The organism is Yersinia proxima, from assembly GCF_902170785.1.
Taxonomy (GTDB): domain Bacteria; phylum Pseudomonadota; class Gammaproteobacteria; order Enterobacterales; family Enterobacteriaceae; genus Yersinia; species Yersinia proxima.
In genome coordinates, this window is record NZ_CABHYG010000001.1 from 147,395 (window position 1) to 170,831 (window position 23,437).

Below are 23,437 nucleotides of genomic sequence, written 5' to 3' on the forward strand. Positions count from 1 at the left end.
ATAATCTATTGCTTTCAATTCTTAATTTAAATAGAAATAAAAAGAATTCAGCTTATATTTTTTTATTGTAATCGGATATTTGAGTTGCATATTATTTAGCATCATAATTAATTCACAATTGATAGCTAGTTTACATATATTTTCTTTTAAATTAAGAAAGATTACATACCATTGTGATAGATTTGTTTTGAAACAAAAAATTATTTATCATAAGGATCTAAAAATGAAAACTTATATGGTTATACCTCTTTTTTCTTTTGTTCTTACTGCATGCTCAACGCCTGTAACATCACTAAACAATGAAGACCTTTGCGCAAAATTAGCCGAAGGAGAATATTTTAAAAATAATTGGATTTGGGACCCAGCATTTAAAGAATACCAAGATAGGAAAACAAAAGGCACTATTTCTGTAGACCAATGCGAAACAATAAAGGCGCAGAATATCGCTAGTTTTGCGAAAAAAGATGCTGAGGCAGAAGTTGAGTCTGACTAACACCCCGGCATAGGCAAAGAGTCGATCCCTGAAAGGAATTGATGTTTCGACGGGAAAGCGATGAATTGTCATCACATACACTTAGCTGTCCCAAGCGAGCATCTGGCATAAACCATCATGCGAGTTATTGGTTTTATTATGATTCACTTCAGCCATCGATTTTATTATTCTTAATAAAGTGGAGGAGGCGGAAAGGGTATTGAAAATCAATGTAGAGTTTATTGAGTTAAAAAATATATTTTTATGAGTCTGGTGGTTTTTATATTATCACCTATTTTTTTCTAATAAATTCAATACGCTTTTTAATTGAGTCGAATAGTTAGCTCATTAAATTCTGATGACTTTATCCTGAAACATAAAACCAGCCCTTTAGGGCTGGTTTTTATATCTCTAATCTATTGTATATAAATAGATTAGAGACGCTCGCCAGGTTGTAAGTCTTGTTGCAAACTGGCAATTATCTCAAATGAATATAATCGTGCCTGGTGATCAAAGATCTGGCCATTCACCATTAATTCATCGGCTTGCGTTTCCCGCAATAATGACTGAAGCCCGTGTCGGACTTTACTCTTATCACCAATAATGGACAGACGCAGCGCTTGATCAACACCAAACTGTTCGGCTGGTGAGCAGATTCTCTCCATATCCTCGACTGGCGGAGGAAGCTGCCCCGGTGTGCCACGGCGCAAATTGACAAACTGCTGCTGCATCGAGGTAAACAAGAAACGGGCATCACGCTCGCTGTCTGCGGCGACGACATTCACACACACAATCGCATAAGGTTTCGGCCATTGAGCGGAGGGTTTGAAGTTTTCGCGATACACTTTGAGCGCCTGCAATAGCATGTCTGGCGCAAAATGCGAGGCGAAAGCGAAAGGTAGCCCCATGGCAGCGGCTAGCTGCGCGCTATACAGACTGGAACCCAGCAGCCACAGAGGGACATGCAAACCTTGACCGGGGACAGCTTGTACCGCCTGCCCAGGTTGCACCTCGGCAAAGTAGTTTTGCAGTTCGCGCACATCAGACGGGAAGTTATCTACCTCACCGGAGAGATGGCGACGTAGTGCCATCATGGTGCGCTGATCAGTGCCGGGCGCTCGCCCAAGGCCAAGATCGATACGATCAGGATACAGCGAGGCGAGGGTGCCAAACTGCTCTGCTATCACTAATGGCGAATGGTTTGGCAGCATAACACCACCTGAACCGACGCGGATGGTGCTGGTGCCACTGGCAATATAGCCAATTAGCACTGAGGTCGCAGCACTGGCAATACCGGTCATATTATGATGTTCAGCCAACCAGTAGCGGTGATATCCCCATTTTTCAGCATGTTGAGCCAAGTCCAGCGAGGCGTGAAATGCATCTCGCGGTGTCCTGCCCTGAGCTATCGGTGATAAATCGAGAACAGAAAGCGGGATTTGCGGCTTATCTGTTATAGCAACATTGTTATCATTCATAGAATCGTCCATCTTAACCTTATGTCGAGTCGCTTGAAGGGCGAACGCATGAATCCTCTTCGTCCTCGACGTTGCAGGGTTGTTAGCTGCGCGCACTTACCCGAATCACTTACTTGAGTAAGCTCATCGGGATGCATTTGCTGGCTGCACCACCAATGACTTTGAGGATCTAACTGCATTAATAATTTGCTCACAGAAATGCGAGGTTATTACCCTTAGCAGCATAATCTAAATAACCGTTGCTGACGGGGTAATAAATGCGGCGATTAAAGGACTCGTAACCCTATGAGGAAGAAAATGTCATTTACCCTGTTGTTAGTGGCGCAGGTTTATCACCGCGCTGGGTTGCGAGCACTTTTGCGACGTAAACGAAATTCAGATTGATTTATAGCTATTTTTTGCGAATTTCGTTGGGCTGAAATATTTTTTTTCGCAATCCTTACATAACACTGAAAAAATCAAACAGTCGATGTCCGTACAATTGCGAATGATTATTCTCATCACAATGTACGGTACAAAATTATGCGCAGTAAGATTATTTTGGCGTGTTTGGTGTTCACGCTAGCCGCTTGCGATCAAGGCTCTTCACCTTCAGCTACGCCCTCACTCAAAGAGGTGGGGGTGGTGACCTTAAAAACCGAACCAGTGACATTGAGCAGCGATTTATCGGGCCGAACGGTTGCGGTGATGACGTCTGAAGTCAGGCCGCAAGTCGATGGGATCATCAAGAAACGCTTATTCACTGAAGGGGCTGAGGTCAGTGCTGGCCAAGTGTTGTATCAAATAGATCCAGCCAGTTATCAGGCGGCTTATGACACCGCAAAAGCCGCGCTGCAAAATGTTCAGGTCAGCGTAAAATCCGCCAGGCTGAAAGCCCAGCGTTATGCCGCATTAGCTAAAGAGAATGGTGTATCACAGCAAGATGCCGATGATGCCCAAACCAGCTATCAACAAGCATTGGCCAATGTGGCTGAAAAAACAGCCGCGCTGGAAGCCGCACGTATCAATTTGGCCTATACCCAAGTGCGGGCACCCATTTCAGGTCGTATCGGTATCTCCTCTGTGACGCCCGGGGCGCTGGTAACGGCTAATCAAACCACAGCATTAGCAACCATCCGTAACCTCGACCCCATTTATGTCGATTTAACCCAATCCAGTGCGCAATTACTTGCTTTACGCAAACAGCAGCAGGCCGGTAATGAAACCGTGGTGAATGCCCCGGTTCAGCTGACGTTGGAAGATGGCTCAGTTTATGCTCACGAGGGTTCACTGCAACTGGCCGAAGTGGCTGTGGATGAAGCGACTGGCGCGGTGACTCTGCGGGCTGAATTTCCTAACCCAGAACATCAATTATTACCGGGTATGTTTGTGCGCGCTTCGGTGCGTAACAGTGTGAATAACGCTGCGATTTTAGCACCTCAGCAAGGTATCACTCATGATGCGAAAGGCCACGCTACGGCATTGGTCGTCAATCAACAGCAGCAAGTTGAGCGGCGTGAAGTGGTCACCGAGCGTGCCATTGATAACTACTGGCTGATTAACAGCGGGTTGGTTGCGGGTGATCGCCTGATTGTTGAGGGAACGGAAAAAGTCAGTGTCGGTGATGAAGTCAAACCGGTAGAGGTGAGCACCAGGCTGCCTGTTGTGGCTGAATCTGCCACGTCATCAACCGGGGAGAAATAATCGATGTTTGCTCGTTTCTTTATCCATCGTCCGGTTTTTGCCTGGGTCATTGCCATTGTTATCATGTTGGGCGGGGCGGTGGCGATGCAAACCTTGCCGATAGCCCAATATCCCGATGTGGCACCGCCATCCGTTTCTATTAAAGCCACTTACACCGGAGCTTCGGCTGAAACACTCGAAAACAGTGTGACACAGGTGATTGAGCAAGAACTGACGGGGTTGGATGGTTTGCTCTATTTCTCTTCCTCCAGTAGCTCTGATGGCAAGGCCAATATTGTCGCGACCTTTAAACAGGGAACCAATGCTGATACTGCACAGGTGCAGGTACAAAATAAAGTGCAGCAGGCGCTAACTCGCTTGCCAACCGAGGTGCAGTCGCAAGGGGTCACGGTGACCAAGTCGCAGACTAACTTCTTGTTGATCATGTCGCTATATGATGAAAAAGACAAACACACCGGGACAGATATTGCCGACTATATGGTCAGCAACTTGCAAGATCCATTGGCTCGTCTCGAAGGGGTGGGTAGTGTGCAAGTGTTTGGTTCGCAATATGCGATGCGGATTTGGTTAAATCCAACCAAATTGGCGGCTTACAGCCTGATGCCCAGTGATATTCAAACTGCCATTGAAGCACAGAACACACAGGTTTCTGCCGGTAAAATCGGAGCATTACCGAGTGGCAAAGAACAGCAATTGACTGCGACGGTCATGGCGCAATCTCGCCTGAAAACACCGGAGCAATTTAACAATATTATTGTTAAAAGTGACAGCACCGGCGCGGTGGTACGGTTGAGTGATGTGGCCCGTGTTGAGCTGGGTAATGAAGACTACAGCGTGACCACTCGTCTAAATGGCCATCCGGCCGCAGGGATCGCGGTGATGTTAGCGCCAGGTGCCAATGCTTTGGCGACTGCCGAGAGAGTCAAGGCTAAAGCTGCCGAATTCGAGTTGAACCTACCTGATGGCTACAAAATTGCCTATCCCAAAGACAGCACTGATTTTATTAAAGTGTCGGTCGAGGAAGTGGTTAAAACGCTGATCGAAGCCATCTTGCTGGTGGTTATCGTGATGTACGTTTTCCTGCAAAATATCCGCGCTACCTTAATACCCGCAATTGCGGTGCCCGTCGTATTGCTGGGAACATTTGGCGTATTGGCTATATTTGGCTACTCAATCAATACGTTGACACTTTTTGGCATGGTGCTGTCTATCGGTTTGTTGGTGGACGATGCCATTGTGGTGGTGGAAAACGTCGAGCGGGTAATGCGGGAAGATAATCTCCCACCTCGTGAAGCCACTGAGAAATCAATGAGTGAAATCTCCAGCGCATTGATTGGGATTGCACTGGTGCTCTCGGCGGTATTCTTGCCGATGGCTTTCTTTGGTGGTGCGACCGGGGTGATTTATCGCCAGTTTTCCATCACGATTGTATCAGCGATGGCATTGTCGGTACTGGTGGCATTGACCCTCACACCAGCACTGTGCGCCGCATTCCTTAAACCCAATCATAAGCCGCCATCAAACACGGGGTTCTTCGGCTGGTTCAATCGTCGTTATGACCGGATGCAGACGCGTTATGAAAGCATGGTCGGGAATGTTATCCATCGATCTTTACGCTATTTACTGATTTACGCCGTGCTGATTGTGGTGATGGGCATACTGTTTATTCGCTTGCCGACTGGCTTTTTACCCACTGAAGATCAAGGTGATGTCATGGTGCAATATACCTTGCCTGCCGGAGCAACCAGTGGGCGCACTATGGAAGTCAGTAAGGCGGTAGAAAACTATTTCCTGACACAGGAAAAGGATAATACCAAAGCGGTCTTCACTATCTCTGGTTTTGGGTTCAGTGGCAGTGGGCAAAATGCCGGTATGGCGTTTATTGCATTGAAAAACTGGAGTGAACGGCCGAGCAGTGAAAACACCGCAACAGCCATTGCTGACCGCGCGATGAAGGCATTATCGGTTATTCGTGACGCCCAAATTTTCAGTATGACACCACCGGCAGTCGATGGATTGGGTCAGTCGAATGGCTTTACTTTTGAGCTACAGGCCGCTGGCGATACCAGCCGTGAGCAGTTACTCACTTTGCGCGATCAACTGATTGGCAACGCCAGTAAAGATCCTATTTTGACCTCCGTTCGCGCCAACACCTTACAACAAATGCCGCAACTACAGGTGGATATTGATAACGATAAAGCCGCAGCATTAGGTTTATCAATAAGTGATGTGAACGCCACACTGAGTGCAGCTTGGGGGGGAACCTATATCAATGATTTTATTGATCGTGGGCGGGTGAAAAAAGTGTATATGCAGGGTGATGTAGATTCCCGTTCTAAACCAGAGGATATCAACCAATGGTTCGTGCGTGGCAGCAGCGATGCCATGACATCATTTTCTGCTTTTGCGACCACACGTTGGATCTATGGCCCGGAAACTCTTTCGCGCTATAACGGGCAGGCGTCTTATGAAATTCAGGGGCAGGCAGCTTCCGGCAGTAGCTCAGGTACAGCAATGGATCGCATGGAGAAGTTAGCAGCTGAATTACCCGGAACCAGTTATTCGTGGAGCGGATTGTCTTATCAGGAACGTTTAGCCAGTGGGCAAGCATTGTCACTGTATGCCATTTCAATCTTGGTGGTATTCCTGTGTTTAGCGGCCTTGTATGAGAGTTGGTCGGTGCCTTTCTCGGTCATGATGGTTATCCCGTTAGGGATAATTGGGGCTGTCGCCGCAGCGACATTGCGTGGTCTGGAGAATGATATCTACTTCCAGGTGGCCTTGCTGACGACTCTTGGGCTGGCATCAAAAAACGCCATTTTGATTGTTGAATTTGCCGAGGCTGCCTATTTGCGTGGCGAACCCTTGGTGGCGGCGGCTTTGCAGGGCGCAGCGACACGTTTACGCCCTATCCTGATGACTTCACTGGCATTTGTTGCAGGGGTTATGCCTCTGGCAATTTCTACCGGTGCCGGAGCTAACAGCCGTATTTCAATCGGTAGCGGCATTATTGGCGGCACCTTAACGGCGACCGCGCTGGCCGTCTTTTTCGTTCCTCTATTCTTTGTATTGATTCGTCGCGTGTTCAGCGGCAAGTCAAAAAAAACCACTGAACATAAAGGAGTCTAAAATGTTCAGTCGCATACTGACATTATTGTTACCCGCGCTTCTGGCAGGATGTATTTCTCTCGATCCCGATTATCAACGTCCGGCAGCACCGGTTCCGGCAACGCTACCTTATTCAGCCGCCAGTAGCAGCACGGCGGCTGATATTCCGTGGCAGGAAACCGTGACTGAACCTAAGTTGCGCCAGGTTATTACCCTGGCATTAGGGAGTAACCGCGATTTGCGTCAGGCTATTGCTGATATTGAAGCTGCTCGTGCGCAATATGGTGTACAACGGGCCTCCCAGATACCAACGGTCAATGCCGGAGTAGAGGGCAGCCGCGGGCGCTCATTATCCAATACATCCGACGGCAACAACAATACGGCGATCAGTCAGAGTTATGGTGCTGAGATCAGTGTCAGTGCCTTTGAACTGGATTTATTCGGTAAAAAACGCAGTTTGTCTCGTGCTGAGTTTGAAACCTATCTGGCAACAGAAGAGGCCGCGAAAACCACGCGTATTACCTTGATTGCTGATACGGCAACCGCCTGGGTGACCTTAGCGGCTGACCAGAATCAATTATTGCTGGCCGAAGAGACGCTAAACAGTGCGGAACAGTCGCTGAAGTTAGCGCAACTGCGGCAGAGAAATGGCGTAGCGTCACGTATTGATGTGGCCGCGATGGAAACTTTGTATCAATCAGCACGGGCTGATGTTGCGCAGTACAAAACGACAGTCGCGCAGGATAAAAATGCGTTGGATTTGCTGGTGGGGCAGCCAGTACCTGCGAGTTTACTGCCAGTGGCGGCAGCTACTCTGCCGCAAGTTATCAAAGCTGTACCTGTTGGGCTTTCCTCTGATGTGTTGTTGAATCGACCTGATGTCTTGGCAGCCGAGCATAAATTGAAATCGGCCAATGCCAATATTGGAGCGGCCCGGGCGGCATTTTTCCCCAGTGTAACCTTGACTGCCAGTGGCGGCGTGGGCAGTTCGGCACTGGCAACATTGCTCAGTGAGGGGGCCGGGATTTGGTCACTAGCACCGGCTATTACCTTACCGCTATTTGATGGTGGAGCGAATCAGGCAGCACTGGATTATTCACAAGCACAGAAAAACGGTTATATCGCTGCCTATGAGAAAGCCATTCAGACTGCTTTTAAGGAAGTTGCTGATGCTCTGGCACGTAAAGCCACCATTCAGGAGCAGTTGATGGCTCAGCAGGCTTATGTGGCTGCAGCACAGGAAAGTTTTGAATTGGCGCAGAAACGCTATAAACAAGGAATAGATACTTATTTGAATATGCTGGATGCACAGCGCACTTTGTATTCAGCACAAGCCAGCTTGATTACTGTACAACAGACGCAAGCTAACAATATGATTACATTATATAAAGTTATTGGCGGTGGGATATCTGACGCCAGCAAAATCTAGCCTCTCCTTCTGCGGGTGCATACGCACCCGCATCTTTATCTTTAGCATTTCGCCAATTTAGCATTCCTCTTTGATTGCTGCAGCCAATTATTCTGATTTATTAACTTTTTAATCCATTATAAAACATTTAATGCTGTTTCAAGTGCCATTGGCTTTGATAGGTGTGACCATATCGACAAATGTCACATTAACCTTTCTATTTGAATGGTTAATTTTCATTGATGACAATCACAGATTTACTGTTGAAAAAACATTGTTCCGCAGTGCAGATATACTAGTAAGTTAGATATAACCTTTATTTATCAATGAATTAATTGTATTGTTGTTTTTTGGTAAAATAATATGCTGCTTTTTAATCATATATATAGATTAAAATTCAGTATAAGACTCTTTTTGTGGAATAATTTTCCATTAAAGTCTTTTTTAGTCGATGAAGTGACAAAAACATTCTCTATTCCTCGGCGTAATATAGCCAAAAAATAAGAACACCTGCCCTCGGCTATTTTCCTGAATGGGTTAAATAGCGGATAACTCGCTCTGTACATATTTATAACAATAAAACCTACTAACCAGAGATTAAGGCGAGACCGATTATGGAAACGGCAAAAACAAATGAGAGTGTCATTTTAATTGATTCTCCGGCAGCCAAAAATGCCAATATGACTGAGAGAGAATGGCAGGAAGCTATTAAGTTTGACAGCACGGATTTTGGCTGGGTAATAATGAGTATTGGGATGGCTATCGGTGCCGGAATTGTATTTTTACCGGTACAAGTTGGATTGATGGGATTATGGGTGTTTTTGCTTTCATCTATTATTGGCTATCCTGCCATGTATCTGTTCCAAAGATTATTTATTAATACATTAGCAGAATCACCAGAATGTAAAGATTACCCGAGTGTTATTAGTGGATATTTAGGAAAAAACTGGGGGATCGTTTTAGGTGCGCTCTATTTTATTATGCTGGTCATCTGGATGTTTGTTTATTCCACTGCCATCACCAATGACAGCGCTTCCTATTTACAAACATTCGGTGTAACCGAAGGGCTATTATCTGATAATCCTTTTTATGGTTTAGTGCTAATTTGCGTGCTGGTGGCAATCTCCTCACGAGGTGAAAAGCTGCTGTTCAAACTGTCGAGCTTTATGGTGATTACCAAGTTATTGGTGGTGGCTGCATTGGGTGTTTCGATGGTAGGGATGTGGCATTTGTATAACGTTGGTATGCTGCCACCCGTGGGTTTGCTGATAAAAAATGCGATAATTACCCTGCCGTTTACTTTGACATCTATTTTGTTTATTCAAACACTCAGCCCAATGGTCATCTCATATCGGGCCAAGGAAAAGTCACTGGAAGTGGCTCGTCATAAAGCCTTGAGGGCGATGAATATTGCTTTTGGTATTTTATTCTGCACGGTATTCTTCTATGCCGTTTCCTTTACGTTGGCAATGGGACACGATGAAGCTGTTAAGGCCTATGAGCAAAATATTTCAGCGCTGGCCATCGCTGCTAAATTCTTCCCCGGTGGATGGGCAACGGTAGTCAGTGTTATTTTAAATATATTTGCAGTAATGACAGCTTTCTTCGGTGTTTATTTAGGTTTCCGCGAGGCGACACAAGGTATTGTACTTAATATATTACGCCGCATCATGCCACCAGAAAATATTAATGAACGCTGGGTGCAAAATGGAATCATGGTCTTTGCTGTATTGCTGGCGTGGGGCGCGATTATATTAAATGCACCCGTCTTGAGCTTTACTTCTATTTGTAGCCCTATATTCGGTATGGTGGGTTGTTTGATTCCTGCATATTTAGTCTATAAAGTGCCGGCGCTGCATAAATATAAAGGTTTATCTCTAACGGTTATTATTATTACCGGTATTTTACTGTGTATTTCTCCATTCCTGGCATTCTCTTGAAATAACGGCATCTGACATTACCTGCTGTAAATGTTTGAAGGTATTTATTATGAGTAATACAACTGATTCTGCTTTATGGACGGCGTTTATCCATGTCATTCAACAGGATGTGCAACCCGCAGTAGGGTGCACTGAACCGATCGCTTTGGCGTTGGCATCAGCCATTGCTGCTTCATATTTGCCCGCGAAAGCTGAGCGCATTGAGGCACGGGTTTCACCAAACCTGATGAAAAATGGTATGGGTGTGACGGTGCCTGGCACCGGCATGGTGGGGTTGCCAATCGCCGCCGCAGTCGGGGCATTAGGCGGTGATCCTGACGGCGGGTTGGAGGTGTTGAAAAACCTCAGTTCACAACAGGTGGCAGAGGCGAAAGCCATGCTGGAGCGGGGGGATGTACGAGTCGATATGCAGGCGGGGGATGAAATCCTGTTTGCCGAAGCCACGCTATATCTGGGAGAACAATGGGCTTGTGTCACTATTGCCGGTGGCCACACTCAAGTGGTGAGAATTGTCATTAATGGCAATGTTCTGTTTGAACTGGCGCCAGAGTCCCCGTCAGAACAGGTGGCATGTCGTGCTCATGATTGTCTGAAACAGGCGACGGCTCGTCAGGTTTATCAATTTGCCACTCAAGTGCCATTTGAGCAGATTGCCTTTATTTTACAGGCCGCCAAACTGAATGGGGCACTGTCGCAAGAAGGGCTAACGGGCAACTATGGCTTGCACATTGGTGCTTCACTGATGCGTCAGCGCGGGCGGGGGCTGCTGGTTAAGGATTTGCTGTCTGATATCATGATTCGCTCGGCGGCGGCATCTGATGCACGCATGGGCGGAGCACTGTTGCCCGCGATGAGTAATTCCGGTTCCGGAAATCAGGGGATTGCCGCTACCATGCCAGTAGTGGTGGTGGCAGAACACGTCGGAGCCAGTGAGGAAGAGCTGGCGCGGGCGCTTATTCTTTCCCATTTGATGGCGATTTATATTCACAGCCAGTTACCCACTTTGTCTGCATTATGTGCCGCCACCACCGCCGCAATGGGGGCTGCGGCAGGGATGGCGTGGCTGCTGGAGCCGCGTTATGAACCGGTAGCATTGGCCATTGGCAGTATGATTGGTGATATCAGCGGGATTATCTGTGATGGTGCGGCCAACAGTTGTGCGATGAAAGTTTCCACCAGTGTTAGTGCGGCGTATAAGGCGGTGTTGATGGCATTAGACAGCAGCGGGGTCACCGGCAATGAGGGGATCGTCGCGGATGATGTCGATCAGTCAATCGCTAATCTGTGTGCGCTGGCCTGTGGTGCGATGCGGCAAACAGACAGTCAGATTATCGAGATTATGGCGCGAAAGTGTCACTGTGATTAAGCGTTGATAAGTATAAATAACCGGGAGGGCAGTGATGCTCACCCGGTTTATTGTTATTGGCTTATGACACCAATTCCAGACCGGCGAGCCGTCGCCAGTAGCCATTACAATCGGCTTTATCGGCCAGTGTCAGTGGGTTTAATCCCAACTCGTTGGCGCGGAATTGATCAATGACGCCCAGCGTTTCCATGCCTTGCGGCGAAAGACGGACGATATCCACCAAACCTTGCATAGAAATCAGATCGTTACCGAGGTTATAGCAATAGCCACTTTGGGTCTGAATCCCATTAAGGATAAACACCTGTTGCTCTTCCTGTGACAGCACCGGCCTACCTTGCGGGTATTTAATGCAGCAGGTCTCACACTCGTCTTTAGCCCGATCTTCTGAACGTGCAGTAAAGCAGCGGGCTGAATAAGCCAGCGGCAGGTGACCGTAGCTCAATACCTCGACTTCAAATTGATTGCGGAACCCCAGTTCTTCACACTGTTGCAGCACATTAGCCAGCCAATCGCGTGAAAGCTCAACTGGCATACACCAGCGCATCATGCCCTGACGGTGCAAAATCCGCAGAGTATAGGCGTTGTAGCAATTGAGGGCATGACCGGCGACAAAGGGTAAACCGCGCTCCGCCGCCATATTTACCGCACCCAAGTCATTAGCTTCTAACAAGAACTCGCCGTTTTCGACATAGCGCTTTAATTCATTTAATTCTGACGGCGCTTGCAGCAGGGCCAGTGTGGAAATTACTACCTGTTTGCCGCTGGCGGCAACGTCTTTGGCGAGTGCTAACCAATCACCCACTTTCATTTCGCGGCGTTTGGTACAAACATTCTCACCAAGATAAATAATATCGGCACTGCTACTGGCAGCGGCCTGATAAAAAGTTTCAATATCGGTTTTTGGCCAGTAATAGAGTACTGCGCCTAAGGCGTACTTCATATTTCCTCCGGCTACTGCCACTTGCGATGATAAGCGCCCAGGGTGGTTTGGGTGCCTTCGGACATAGCGCCCAGTTGTTCCATCCATTCTTCTTTGGCGGAAAATTGCGCAGGGTTGGCCAGATAGCGGTCAATCGCTTGCCGCCACACTTTCGCCACCTGGCTGACATAAGCCGGGCTGCGCTGACGCCCTTCAATTTTCACCGAAGCAATATTGGCGGCAAATAATTCCGGTAGCAGTTCAAGTGTATTGAGGCTGGTCGGCTCTTCCAGTGCATGATAGCGCTGCCCATCCACCAAATAGCGCCCTTTGCACAAGGTCGGATAGCCGGCATTTTCGTTATCTTCATAACGGTCGATCAGCACTTCATTGAGGCGAGACTCCATCCCTTGCGGGGTTTGCTGCCAGCGCACAAAGCGTGCCGGAGAGCAGGCACCGACGGTATTGGGCGATTCACCGGTCAAATAGGATGAAAGATAACAGCGCCCTTCAGCCATAATGCACAAACTGCCAAAAGCAAAAACTTCCAATGGAACCGGGCTGGTGCGGGACAGTTGTTTGACCTGATGCATGGATAGCACCCGCGGTAAAACCACTCGTGCCACATCAAAATGGCGTTGATAGAAGCGGATAGCTTCATCATTAGTCGCCGATGCTTGTACCGACACATGGCGCTCAACTTCCGGGTAGCGTTCGGCGGCATATTCCAACATCGCCAAATCCGCCAGAATCAAGGCATCAGCCCCAAGTTGTGCCGCCATATCAACGGCCCGTTGCCAGCGGGAATAGCCGTCAGGATGAGCAAACGTATTAATGGCAATATGCAATTTCCGTTTGCGGCTGTGAACGTAATTGACCGCTTCCTGTAATTTTTTATCGGTGAAATTCAGTCCGGCAAAATGGCGGGCGTTAGTATCATCTTTCAAGCCGATATAAACCGCGTCAGCACCATTATCGATTGCGGCCTTTAATGCAGGTAAATTACCGGCAGGACAAAGCAGCTCCATAGAATTTTCCCTATCCGAAGATGATATTAGAGTTTAGCGAATGGCGATTTTAGTTAACCCGCCGTGAACTGACCTTGATTTAGGGCAGTTTCTTTCGCATTGGTGCCATTCTTCTGATATTTAGCAAAGATCTGATGCAAAATTTATTGATATAACAGGCTTCCACATTCTGCCAATGTGGCAAAATAGAACTTTATTTTATGCAGGTTAATACCCAAAGTAATTGGAGTTGCAGGTAGGCGGCAAAAGAACTCATCCCACTGAGCTTACATAAGTAAGTGATTTGGGTGAGTGAATGTAGCCAACACCCCTGTGGCTTCAAGTACAAAGGGTATATCACCAAAAAGGAGTCAGCCTGTGTTGGGAGAACTACGAGCACGCCTTGTACGCCAAGGGCCAGCGCTGCTGCGGGGGCCGTTAAAACTTACGCCATTTGCTTTGCAACGCCAGGTGTTGGAGCAAGTGTTGGGCTGGCAATTCCGTCAGGCGCTGCTGGACGGAGATCTGGAGTTTCTGGAGTCTCGCTGGTTAAAAATTGAAGTGCGTGACCTCGCATTGCAATGGTTTATGACCGTGGAAAACGGTAGGCTGGTGGTGAGCCAACAGGCTGAGGCGGATGTTAGCTTCAGCGGTGATGCCAACGATCTGATTCTGATCGCTGCCCGTAAAGAAGATCCGGATACGCTATTTTTCCAGCGCCGGCTGCGAATTGAAGGGGATACCGAATTGGGCCTGTATGTGAAAAATCTGATGGATGCCATTGAATTGGAATCCATGCCGACGCTACTGCGAGTCGGCCTGCAACAACTGGCGGAATTTATTGAAGCGGGTCAGCAAGAGGGTGCGGCGAGTACTTCCCGTACATTAGCATCGTGCTGATCCGGGTTGAAATTCCAGTGGATGCTCCGGGGATCGACGCCTTATTACGCCAGGCATTCAAGGGCGATAATGAAGCAGAATTAGTGCAACAATTGCGCGAAGATGGCTTACTGACGCTGGGCATTGTGGCAACCGATGATGAAGGCGGTGTAGTGGGTTATGCAGCATTCAGCCCGGTAGATGTGGGCGGCGAAGACCGTCAATGGGTTGCACTGGCCCCGCTGGCAGTGGAAGAAGGTCTGCGTCGTCAAGGATTGGCTGAGAAGCTGGTCTATGAAGGCCTCGATTCTCTTAATGAGTTCGGCTATGCCGCGGTGGTGGTATTAGGCGATCCCGCCTATTATCAGCGTTTTGGCTTTGTGCCCGCGGCCCGTCATCAATTAACCTGCCGTTGGCCTGATACTGAAGAAGCCTTTCAGGTGTATGCGTTGGCAGAAGATGCACTGACAGATGCTGATGGCGAAGTGGTGTTTTCTGCGCCGTTTAATCGATTCTAACGTCTAGCAACGATACCAATGAAGAGGGCTGGTTCATCACCAGCTTTTCTTTTTGTTGCTTACTGAGCTGCTTAACCCGATATTCCAGTTTCAACGCCGTTGAGCGATCCCCTGCTTTACAATGAAATACCAGCGCTAACTCTCCTTTGCCCCGCAGCGCTTTTGCGCCTTTCCCGGCTTGATGTTGCGTCAGTCTCCTGGCCACATCAGTGGTAATGCCGGTATACAGCATGCCACTGGTGGTGCGCAGCAGATAGAGATGCCAAAGGCTGTCCGACATAATCTTATTCCAGTCCGGGGGTAGCGGTTCGGAACATTATTACCGGAATTTCCCATTGCATCCTGACTTTTTTATCTGCTGGCACCAGATCAGTTTAAATTGGTTCTATTTGGCTCAATATGAACCATTCGATTGCTTATTTAGTCTTTGCTGCAAATTCAAAGCGTGGTGAAACCAAACCGTACAGTGTCCAACCGAGGAAGGTGACAATCGCACCCCAAGTCATGGCTTCCTGACCTGAACTATAAAGTGCATAGAAGCTATACATCGCACCGATAAAGGCAATGATATTGGCTTTGCGCGCTTTTGCCGGTGGAACATTGGCGGTTTTCTGAATAATCACCAACGCTGCCATCGACAGAATATAAGGGATGATATTGGTTACGACGGCCAGATTGACCAGCACATTGAATTGTTTATTCAATGATGGGCTAATGGTCATTAGCGACAAGACACTCTGGATGATAACAATGGTCAGCATCCCTTTGATTGGCGCATCAGCTTTACTGACTTTAGAGAAGATTTTCGGGAAGAAACCTTCATCGGCAGAGGATTTAAATACCTGAGCGATGGTGAACTGCCAGCCGAGCAATGAACCGACACATGACATAATCATCAATGCCATGATGATTTTACCCACTGCCGGGGTAAACATATAAGCGAATGCCAGGCCAAATGGCGCTGTTGAGTTCGCCAGGTCCATATTAGGGACAATACCGGCGATGACGTTGGTCGAAATAATATAGATAACCGCTGCACCTAAAGTCCCGCCCAATACCGCAATCGGAACGTTACGTTCAGGGTTTTCTACAGCGTCGGTATTGGCACAAGCAGATTCCAGCCCCAGGAAAGCCCACAATGTCATCGAGATGGAGGAGCCGATAGCTTCAAAAGTTGGCACGCCATGTGGGTTCCATGCCGCCGCGTAAGCGGAGCCGCTAAACCAGAACCAACCAATAATCGAAATCCCCACGACTGGAATAATTACCCCCCAGATAGTGACACTACTGATTTGCCCGGTAATACGTGCGCCGCCGAAGTTAGCCACCGTTGCCAACCACAGTACGCCGATGGTGGCGATACAAATACCCAGTGGCGTTAAGGTGGCACCCAGTAATTCAGTTCCGTACCCGACCGCCGATATGGCAATAGCAATATTGGCAATCAATAGAGACGCACCATAGGTATAGTTGGCCATGAAGTTGCCGGATTTACCGAAAGCGTATTCTGCATAACCGCCCATCCCACCCGATTTACGGCTGAACATCCCGCACTGGGCAAATGCATAAGCCAGCGCCATGGAACCGACGGCGGTGACTAACCATGAAACGATAGAAATCGTCCCAACTTCGGCGAGTTTGGTTGGCAGCATAATTATGCCAGACCCCATCATATTGACGGCAGTCAGAATAGTTAGCTGTACTACTCCCATCTTATTATTTGTTTTACTCATTTTTATTATCTCTTTTTAAATTTCAGAGACTGCGGGAATATCTTCCCGCAGGTTTGAGTTATTGGTGTTGTAGAATAGAAGTCTTCTTTTTTACTTGTTTTTCATCATGTAGCCGTATGCGCGATTCCATCCGTCTTCATCGACTTGTAAATAAACACCTTGTAATTCAGGTGCAAAGCCTGGCAATAAGTTAATGCTTTCTTCAAGTGCCAGGAAATAACGTTGAGCAGCACCACCCCAAACTTCCCCAGGGACAACACACAATACTCCCGGTGGGTAAGGAAGTGCGCCTTCAGCGGCAATTCGGCCTTCTGCTTTACACAATGGAACTAATTCAGCATGTCCACGAACGAATTCAATATTGGCATCTTGAGGATTCATTACAACTTTAGGGAAATATTGTTTACGGAACATTTCTTTTTGCAGTTGTTTAACATCATAGCTGACATAAAGGTCATGCATTTCCTGACACAACTTACCGATGGTATAGCCTTTATAACGAGTTTCGTTATTACGATAAACGGTTGGTAATACATCACTCAGCAATGCATCTTCTTCGATGAAACGTTCAAAACGAGCAATTTGCGCCACCAAATGTTGCATTTTCGCCAAGTCTTCTGCTGGCGTTAATAAGAACAGAATGGAGTTAAGGTCACATTTTTCTGGCACAATACCATTTTCACGCAAGAAGTTAGCCAGAATAGTGGCCGGAATACCTGATGCGGTATATTCGCCGGTATTGGTATCAATGCCTGGTGTGGTTAATAATAATTTACAAGGGTCAACAAAATATTGTGACGCTTCATAACCTTCAAAAGCATGCCATTTTTCGCCTGGAATGAAATTAAAGAAACGTAAGTCTTGGGCCATTGCCTCGGTGTCATATTCCTGCCAAGGTTTACCATCAACTTCTACCGGTACAAACGGTTTAATCATATTACAGGTATTTAAAATCATTTTACGGGCTTCAATACCTGTCTTAACACAATCTAACCACATGCGCTGGCCACTTTTTCCTTCATGCATTTTCGCATTAACATCTAATGCTGCGAATAATGGATAGAATGGGCTGGTGGAGGCGTGCAACATAAAGGCATTATTAAAACGTTTATGGTTACAATAACGATCCTGGCCTTTAATATGTTTATCTTTCTTATGAATTTGTGAAGTTTGCGAGAAACCGGCTTGTTGTTTATGTACTGATTGCGTAACGATAATACCTGGATCGTTTTCATTCAGTTCAAGTAATAATGGTGAGCAGTCTTTCATCATTGGAATAAATTGCTCATAACCAACCCAAGCAGAGTCAAACAGAATATAGTCGCAAAGATGGCCGATTTTATCCACAACCTGACGAGCGTTATAAATGGTGCCGTCATAAGTACCTAATTGGATAATCGCCAGGCGGAATGGGCGCGCTTCGTTGGCACGTTCCGGGGCTACGCTACGTATTTGTTCACGCAGGTATTTCTCTTCAAAACAATGAGCATCAATACCACCGATAAAGCCAAACGGGTTACGGGCAGTTTCCAGATAAACCGGTGTAGCCCCTGCTTGAATCAGTGCGCCGTGGTGGTTGGATTTATGGTTATTGCGGTCAAACAGCACCAGATCACCACGGGCTAATAAGGCATTGGTGGCGACTTTATTAGATGCGGAAGTCCCATTTAGGACGAAATAGGTTTTATCGGCATTAAATACTTTCGCAGCATGTTTTTGAGCATCACAAGGTGCGCCTTCATGAATAAGCAAATCACCTAATTTGACGTCAGCATTACACATATCAGAACGGAAAATAGTTTCGCCGTAGAAGTCAAAGAATTGACGGCCAGCCGGATGTTTACGGAAGAATTGACCACCTTGATGCCCTGGGCAGGCGAAAGTAGAATTCCCCATTTCGACGTATTTTTTTAATGTATTAAAGAATGGAGGCAGCAACTCTTTTTCGTATTTTTCAGCTGCAGATTCCAGTTGTTTACCGTAAAAATCAGTATTGTCACCGCACAGTTCAAATACCCCATTTAAAGACGGTAATACATCGGTATTCAGTTCTTCTTCACAACAAACAGCGGCAAAAATCGGAATATCCAAACCTAATGAATGAATACTTTCAATAACACCATCATTAATGTCTTGAACAGAAAGAACCACAGCAGCTACATCAGTAAAATCGGTGTGTAAAACATCCACAACTTCACGCTGTGATTCGAAACAGCTTATAGCTGACGTACTTGCCGCGATATTTAATTTTTTCATCATGATTTCTCTTTTATTTTATTTAGGGTATATAAACCCGTCCAACATTTTTGCAAGTTGGATTTAGTCGTTTAATAAATTTTTGGTATGGCAGCCCATATCAATGAATTTAAATTCATTGATAAATGAAACTGCTTTTCTGCGCAACACGCTGCCTTTAAATCACTCATTACCTTTATATAAAAAAGGACTGAATTTAAGGCGCAGTGATCCTCATGTCATTTAGCATTAATGACAAAGGTGACATTTAATTTTTACAGGATAGCTATGTTTCTGCTGAAAGACTTAAACACCAGGCCAATAGAGATTGAATTATAATTATCAACAATCTGTTAGGCGCTGAAATATTATCAAGTGTTGGTCATTTCGGAGAAAGCAGACAATAGTTAACGTAACGAAAAGGTATCGCGAGATTTTCGTTGTTGTTAAAATTGTGCATAGACAATGACTATCCAATAAAATCGGATGTCATCGCAGGGGGGGAATTATCTATAATGGTAATAAGAAAAATTAAAATAACTACGGTGCGCCGGCATCATTAAATGCGTTGTCCGCCTTATATGCGCCATTTTCTTGTTGTTATTTTCCATTTGTGTAAGGTCTCTTTTTTTAAAAAGAAGTTTTAGTTTTAAACATGGTCTTTAAAAACCAGGTTGATGGCGGCTATTTTAGTCATAACACTTATTCATTCTGTGACTCACGTCATGTTTTTAGCCTATTTTTAAATGCCTTTTGACTAGAATATGAATAAAACATCATTTTTATGCGGTTTAAACGTTGTTTATTCAAAACTGTACTGGGTATTATGCAAAACAGTAGGGGTATATTTAACACGGCAGATACATCGTCAGCACTATTATTATGCGATATTAGCAATGAGAGCGGGTTCTTAATTGAAATTGTATTTTATTTGTTAAGCCAAAATTATTTGTTACATCCCAATTTATACGAAAATATTGCATATTAATTCAAATCAAACATATGCAGTAAATGTTAGCTAAATCACGTTATCAGGCTGTTGCTCGCCTAAATCCATATTATTAGGAAGGATATTCTTGTCCTATTGTTGTCGTTAGAGATAAATGTGGCAAAGCAGGGGCAAAAGCTGCCCCTGTGAGGATGAATTTAACTGAATAGCGGTAGGCTACTGTCGGTAAAGGGAATTTTTACCTGTATAACCTGCTGTTGACGGGTTAATTTGATAGATAAAATCTCGCCATCATTGTCCACTTGCACGTCTAGCAGCGGGTCGAGGTTGTTCATATCAAATACGCATGTGACCAGTGATTCACGGTGATGATGACGTAAAATCAGATAACTGATATCACGCACGGACGGATTTGCCGGAGCTAATCCCTGAAACAGTGTGGCATCTGCGGCGAGCCAGAGTGTTAGCGGGCGAGCCGCTGTTTGATAGCGGCACTGAATCACGCCATTCAGTAGCTGGGCAGTAACTTGATGTAAATATTGCATTGGCCCGCTATCGCAGAAGGTTGTACTTTCTCCTACCGATTCCATTGCCGCCCCGTCGATATGCAGTGTCCAGTTCCACTGTTGTTGATGTGGATTGACGATACTGCTGATATCGATAATCGCATCTTCTAACCATAAAAGACGGCGGCGAAATTTGACATCACGGTAAGCCTCGCTATCCCATTGGACTCGGGTATGACTGTCCAGTGTGGGGGCTTTTTGGCTCCAATCGACCTCGGTATCCAACCAACTAAAGTTTGCGGATTGATGCCAGTGATGAATAACTGGCACAGCGGGCGGCTGATTTTTCTGGTTAATACTGAGCGTATTGTGGGTGGCACTATTTTTGTAATAACCATAATGCAGTTGTGCGCCATAACCGGTAGTGCCTAAATCCGGTAGAACCTCTTGCCCTTGCTCAAACAGAATGAGATTCAGCCGATCATAATGGTCATGCTCTCCCCCGTATGGACTGTGCTTTAGCAACAAAGCGCGGCCAGATTGCGGTTGGCGAAGAATGGTCAATCCACAATCTGGTGCATGCAGCGTATCGGTTGGAATGACATCAATCATTGGTGGTGGCAATTCTTCAACGCCGTACAGCAGCGCATCCAAATTCAAGCGCGGTTCCTGGCGATAAATATGATGCAGGGCGGCAGCATATTCATCATTACCATAGGTTTTAAAGGCAAATTCATACAAATGGGCATGATTGAGCTGCTCCTGACCCGCAGTGCAATCATTGATGCGAGGGAATGTGCCATCGGGCATCAGTAATTTTAAAGGGAAACTGAGCATATCGCGGTAATAAGGTAACGCCAGCAGACTGTAACGGCTCCCAGCGGCCAGTTTTTCAAATGACCAGAAGCCTTGCAATGCATAAAAGTGATAATGCACCGAGCCTTCAAACCACAACCCTTCATTGAACAACCCATGTTCTAGCTGATAACGCAGGCCATACTCAGCATTCACCGCAAACTCAACATAGTGTTCATCTTCGAGGATCAGGCCGATTACCGCGATAGCGCTGCTAATTTTCACTTCATGGTTATGCAACTGGCGGGTGCGGTGTTGCATCAGGAAATCAGCCCCCTCGCGCAATAAGCGCCCGGCGATGCAATCACGCTGTTCCTGGCTGAGCGCCTCGGCAATAAAATCATAACCCAATGCAAAATCGAGCAGACAATTGGCCTCACACAAGGTTTGTGCATTGGCTTTGCCCGGCCCGTTGTAAGGGATACCGCCGTGCACTTCATAGCTGGGATAGTAGCGAGCATACTCTATCAAAATATCCCGCACCTTTTCGAAGTAGCGTATCTCGCCAGTGAGTTGCCACAGCAAACCGAGCTGATTACAGGCTTTGGCATTTAAGCCGTTAAGCGCCCGCCACCAGGCACCATCATAGGGTTCTCCGCTAAACAAATGAGAGTCTATCGGGCAACGGTGTTGCGTCGGTGAATAGCGATCCCACACTAACTTCACACCGTGATCGGGACAATAATAGTAATGATTCCAGGTGGCGATACCGGTGGCAGGGACTAGTGTGTCTGAGTCCAAAACCACCTGATTATCCTCAATCAGCGTGGCAATAATCTCGGACTGCTGCACGCTATTTCCCTGTTGTTGCATAACGCGCTGGCGGATTTTAGCCATCTGCCTGTCCGTAAACTGCTTCATATCTGATGTGTCCTCGACGGTGCTTATTTTTTGGCGATTAGGGGCTGTGTTATCGGGTAGAGCAAGATTTCAACGGCATCCGGGTATTTGGCCATCAGATATTGCGCTTTCTGCTGGAAATCAGGGTCTGTCGGATAGGCACGGGCGGCAGCCATCATATTGACCAGTGCTTTTTTATCTTGCACGCCATCCAGGTCTTTATACGGCCAGGCCTGGTCGGTATTGATAAAGCCCGCGACATATTGATAGCCTTTTTTTAGACTGTGTTCGTCAAGGCTAAAATTCCAGATATCTTTATTGGCAACTTCTCCCAGTCGACCCAACTTGTTGTAGGCTTCCAGATGGAAATTGCTGTAATGCCACGGACGGGTACGCTCCAGTTCAGCATTTTGTCGGCCCTGGATATCAAAGTGTGATGGAATTCGGCGCAATTGAGTGATCTCCAGGCGCTTTTGCGCTGCGGCTTTTTGGTCACTGAATAGCGCAAAAGAGGCGGCCTGCATATCAAAATAGGTGCCGTGGTTATTGTGCCAATTATCCTCTTCGAAACCATTCTGGCTGGTGGTCATCCATTGGTAAAAATCTTTGTACCAAAGTTTGATGGCTTGATAGTCGGCCTCAGTGAGGACATTGGCGGGTCTTATTAATTCAACCGCATCTATCACGTCTACCAGTGCTCGGCTATCGATCAGACCAATACCTCGGCCTTCATTGATACCCGGAATAGCTTGAGCATATTGGAGATTCGGGTTCATTCGGGTATTCGGATTGACGAACCAGTTGACCAATTGTTCGCGTGCTTTGTCGGCATACTCCGGTTTGCCGGTAAAGCTATAAGCCAGTGCCAGATAATAGACATCTTCACTGAAGTTGTTCATGCGCTTTTTATCTGTCGCATCACTGTTGGCTGCAGGATTTGTTTCGCCGTCTTTGCGCAAATAAGGCATACCGTCTTTCTTGCTTGGGTCTGGCCACCAATAAGGTGGGAAGCTGTAATAGTCGTGCTTGTCGCCACTGGCGGCGAGCAGGCTTTTATCCATGACGGAATAGAGCGGTTTTTTCAAGGCTTTATCAGCCTTAGTTATCAGATTTTTATAGGATTTTTCATAAAGTGGGTTGTTCTGCTTAATTTGTTCAATGCTGTAGTTAATGTCATCCATTTTTAATAATAATGGCAGGCTTTCCGCAGCATAAATAAAGGGTGAAGATCCCAGGAGAATAGCCATTAATATATTTTTTTTAGCCAATATTTTCATCATCACTTTCCTTATTTTTTATGAGTTACAAGGTTAAAAATAAAGTGCTTTGGTTAATTTAATTAATTAATACCATTTTTTAGTAATAGGTTTTTTCACCTGTAAAAAACAAGGTTATTAACCGTATTAGTATTGTTTAAATAAAAAGAACACCGTTCCATTTCAGATGGGTTTGAATTCTAGGGTAAAGTTTTTGGACTTTTGTGATCAGGATCTATCTTATAAATTATCTGTGAATAAATGATTTAAATTGTGATTGATATC

Annotated in this window: 17 protein-coding genes; 8 read left to right on the forward strand and 9 right to left on the reverse strand. The window is 46.3% G+C overall.

What is annotated here, in order from left to right; genetic code table 11:
• The first annotated feature begins 223 nt into the window (after window positions 1–223).
• Entirely contained in the window at window positions 224–493 is a 270-nt protein-coding gene (locus tag FTB31_RS00685) for a hypothetical protein (protein WP_050075684.1), read from the forward strand.
• Window positions 494–906: 413 nt separating this feature from the next.
• On the opposite strand, the gene FTB31_RS00690 is transcribed toward FTB31_RS00685, so the two are convergent.
• Window positions 907–1,962, reverse strand: a complete 1,056-nt coding sequence (locus FTB31_RS00690) for a luciferase-like monooxygenase (RefSeq protein ID WP_227730997.1) — start codon at window positions 1,960–1,962, stop codon at window positions 907–909.
• Window positions 1,963–2,472: 510 nt separating this feature from the next.
• Between FTB31_RS00690 and FTB31_RS00695 the strand changes: the two genes are divergently transcribed.
• From FTB31_RS00695 to FTB31_RS00715, 5 genes are all read left to right on the forward strand, one after another.
• The gene (locus FTB31_RS00695; RefSeq protein WP_077293417.1) at window positions 2,473–3,633 is read left to right on the forward strand and encodes an efflux RND transporter periplasmic adaptor subunit; all 1,161 of its coding nucleotides are present in this window, start codon (window positions 2,473–2,475) and stop codon (window positions 3,631–3,633) included.
• Window positions 3,634–3,636: 3 nt separating this feature from the next.
• A complete protein-coding gene (locus tag FTB31_RS00700; RefSeq protein WP_077293415.1) occupies window positions 3,637–6,762 on the forward strand; it encodes an efflux RND transporter permease subunit in 3,126 nt (1,041 codons plus the stop codon).
• 1 nt (window position 6,763) lies between these two features.
• Window positions 6,764–8,170, forward strand: a complete 1,407-nt coding sequence (locus FTB31_RS00705; protein WP_227730998.1) for an efflux transporter outer membrane subunit — start codon at window positions 6,764–6,766, stop codon at window positions 8,168–8,170.
• Between the two features lie 593 nt (window positions 8,171–8,763).
• Window positions 8,764–10,089, forward strand: coding sequence for an SLC5/6 family protein (locus FTB31_RS00710; protein ID WP_050075688.1), 1,326 nt, complete (start codon window positions 8,764–8,766; stop codon window positions 10,087–10,089).
• Window positions 10,090–10,138: 49 nt separating this feature from the next.
• Window positions 10,139–11,455 carry an L-cysteine desulfidase family protein gene (locus FTB31_RS00715; protein WP_077293411.1) on the forward strand — a complete coding sequence of 439 codons (1,317 nt, stop codon included), beginning with the start codon at window positions 10,139–10,141 and terminating at the stop codon, window positions 11,453–11,455.
• A 61-nt stretch (window positions 11,456–11,516) separates the two neighbouring features.
• On the opposite strand, the gene FTB31_RS00720 is transcribed toward FTB31_RS00715, so the two are convergent.
• Both FTB31_RS00720 and ubiU read right to left on the reverse strand, forming a co-directional pair.
• Window positions 11,517–12,395: a U32 family peptidase gene (locus FTB31_RS00720; protein ID WP_077174306.1), complete on the reverse strand. Its 879-nt coding sequence runs from the start codon at window positions 12,393–12,395 to the stop codon at window positions 11,517–11,519.
• Between the two features lie 11 nt (window positions 12,396–12,406).
• Entirely contained in the window at window positions 12,407–13,402 is a 996-nt protein-coding gene (gene ubiU, locus FTB31_RS00725; RefSeq protein WP_019080678.1) for a ubiquinone anaerobic biosynthesis protein UbiU, read from the reverse strand.
• A gap of 357 nt (window positions 13,403–13,759) precedes the next feature.
• On the opposite strand from ubiU, the gene ubiT reads away from it, so the two are divergent.
• Window positions 13,760–14,281 carry a ubiquinone anaerobic biosynthesis accessory factor UbiT gene (ubiT, locus tag FTB31_RS00730; RefSeq protein ID WP_011815454.1) on the forward strand — a complete coding sequence of 174 codons (522 nt, stop codon included), beginning with the start codon at window positions 13,760–13,762 and terminating at the stop codon, window positions 14,279–14,281.
• Window positions 14,275–14,778 carry a GNAT family N-acetyltransferase gene (locus FTB31_RS00735; protein ID WP_050075691.1) on the forward strand — a complete coding sequence of 168 codons (504 nt, stop codon included), beginning with the start codon at window positions 14,275–14,277 and terminating at the stop codon, window positions 14,776–14,778. The genes ubiT and FTB31_RS00735 overlap by 7 nt, the downstream gene beginning before the upstream one ends.
• On the opposite strand, the gene FTB31_RS00740 is transcribed toward FTB31_RS00735, so the two are convergent.
• From FTB31_RS00740 to FTB31_RS00765, 6 genes are all read right to left on the reverse strand, one after another.
• A complete protein-coding gene (locus tag FTB31_RS00740; protein ID WP_050075692.1) occupies window positions 14,765–15,058 on the reverse strand; it encodes a GIY-YIG nuclease family protein in 294 nt (97 codons plus the stop codon). The two genes, FTB31_RS00735 and FTB31_RS00740, sit on opposite strands and share 14 nt — an antisense overlap.
• 136 nt (window positions 15,059–15,194) lie before the next feature.
• The gene (potE, locus tag FTB31_RS00745; RefSeq protein ID WP_005156245.1) at window positions 15,195–16,511 is read right to left on the reverse strand and encodes a putrescine-ornithine antiporter; all 1,317 of its coding nucleotides are present in this window, start codon (window positions 16,509–16,511) and stop codon (window positions 15,195–15,197) included.
• Between the two features lie 90 nt (window positions 16,512–16,601).
• Window positions 16,602–18,767, reverse strand: a complete 2,166-nt coding sequence (gene speF / locus FTB31_RS00750) for an ornithine decarboxylase SpeF (protein ID WP_077174303.1) — start codon at window positions 18,765–18,767, stop codon at window positions 16,602–16,604.
• 485 nt (window positions 18,768–19,252) lie between these two features.
• Window positions 19,253–19,357, reverse strand: coding sequence for a leader peptide SpeFL (speFL, locus tag FTB31_RS00755; protein ID WP_105877053.1), 105 nt, complete (start codon window positions 19,355–19,357; stop codon window positions 19,253–19,255).
• A 535-nt stretch (window positions 19,358–19,892) separates the two neighbouring features.
• Complete coding sequence (locus tag FTB31_RS00760; protein ID WP_227730999.1) at window positions 19,893–21,917, reverse strand: heparinase II/III domain-containing protein; 2,025 nt, start codon at window positions 21,915–21,917, stop codon at window positions 19,893–19,895.
• 23 nt (window positions 21,918–21,940) lie between these two features.
• Complete coding sequence (locus FTB31_RS00765) at window positions 21,941–23,173, reverse strand: alginate lyase family protein (protein WP_227731040.1); 1,233 nt, start codon at window positions 23,171–23,173, stop codon at window positions 21,941–21,943.
• Window positions 23,174–23,437 lie beyond the last annotated feature (264 nt).

Bases quoted from the DNA above. Each gene is read 5' to 3' on its own strand.
- FTB31_RS00685 (WP_050075684.1), top strand. From the start codon at position 224: ATGAAAACTTATATGGTTATACCTCTTTTTTCTTTTGTTCTTACTGCA.
- FTB31_RS00760 (WP_227730999.1), bottom strand. From the start codon at position 21,917: ATGAAGCAGTTTACGGACAGGCAGATGGCTAAAATCCGCCAGCGCGTT.
- FTB31_RS00765 (WP_227731040.1), bottom strand. From the start codon at position 23,173: ATGAAAATATTGGCTAAAAAAAATATATTAATGGCTATTCTCCTGGGA.
- FTB31_RS00740 (WP_050075692.1), bottom strand. From the start codon at position 15,058: ATGTCGGACAGCCTTTGGCATCTCTATCTGCTGCGCACCACCAGTGGC.
- FTB31_RS00700 (WP_077293415.1), top strand. From the start codon at position 3,637: ATGTTTGCTCGTTTCTTTATCCATCGTCCGGTTTTTGCCTGGGTCATT.
- FTB31_RS00705 (WP_227730998.1), top strand. From the start codon at position 6,764: ATGTTCAGTCGCATACTGACATTATTGTTACCCGCGCTTCTGGCAGGA.
- ubiU (WP_019080678.1), bottom strand. From the start codon at position 13,402: ATGGAGCTGCTTTGTCCTGCCGGTAATTTACCTGCATTAAAGGCCGCA.
- potE (WP_005156245.1), bottom strand. From the start codon at position 16,511: ATGAGTAAAACAAATAATAAGATGGGAGTAGTACAGCTAACTATTCTG.
- speFL (WP_105877053.1), bottom strand. From the start codon at position 19,357: ATGGAAAATAACAACAAGAAAATGGCGCATATAAGGCGGACAACGCAT.
- FTB31_RS00690 (WP_227730997.1), bottom strand. From the start codon at position 1,962: ATGGACGATTCTATGAATGATAACAATGTTGCTATAACAGATAAGCCG.
- FTB31_RS00710 (WP_050075688.1), top strand. From the start codon at position 8,764: ATGGAAACGGCAAAAACAAATGAGAGTGTCATTTTAATTGATTCTCCG.
- FTB31_RS00720 (WP_077174306.1), bottom strand. From the start codon at position 12,395: ATGAAGTACGCCTTAGGCGCAGTACTCTATTACTGGCCAAAAACCGAT.
- FTB31_RS00695 (WP_077293417.1), top strand. From the start codon at position 2,473: ATGCGCAGTAAGATTATTTTGGCGTGTTTGGTGTTCACGCTAGCCGCT.
- speF (WP_077174303.1), bottom strand. From the start codon at position 18,767: ATGAAAAAATTAAATATCGCGGCAAGTACGTCAGCTATAAGCTGTTTC.
- FTB31_RS00715 (WP_077293411.1), top strand. From the start codon at position 10,139: ATGAGTAATACAACTGATTCTGCTTTATGGACGGCGTTTATCCATGTC.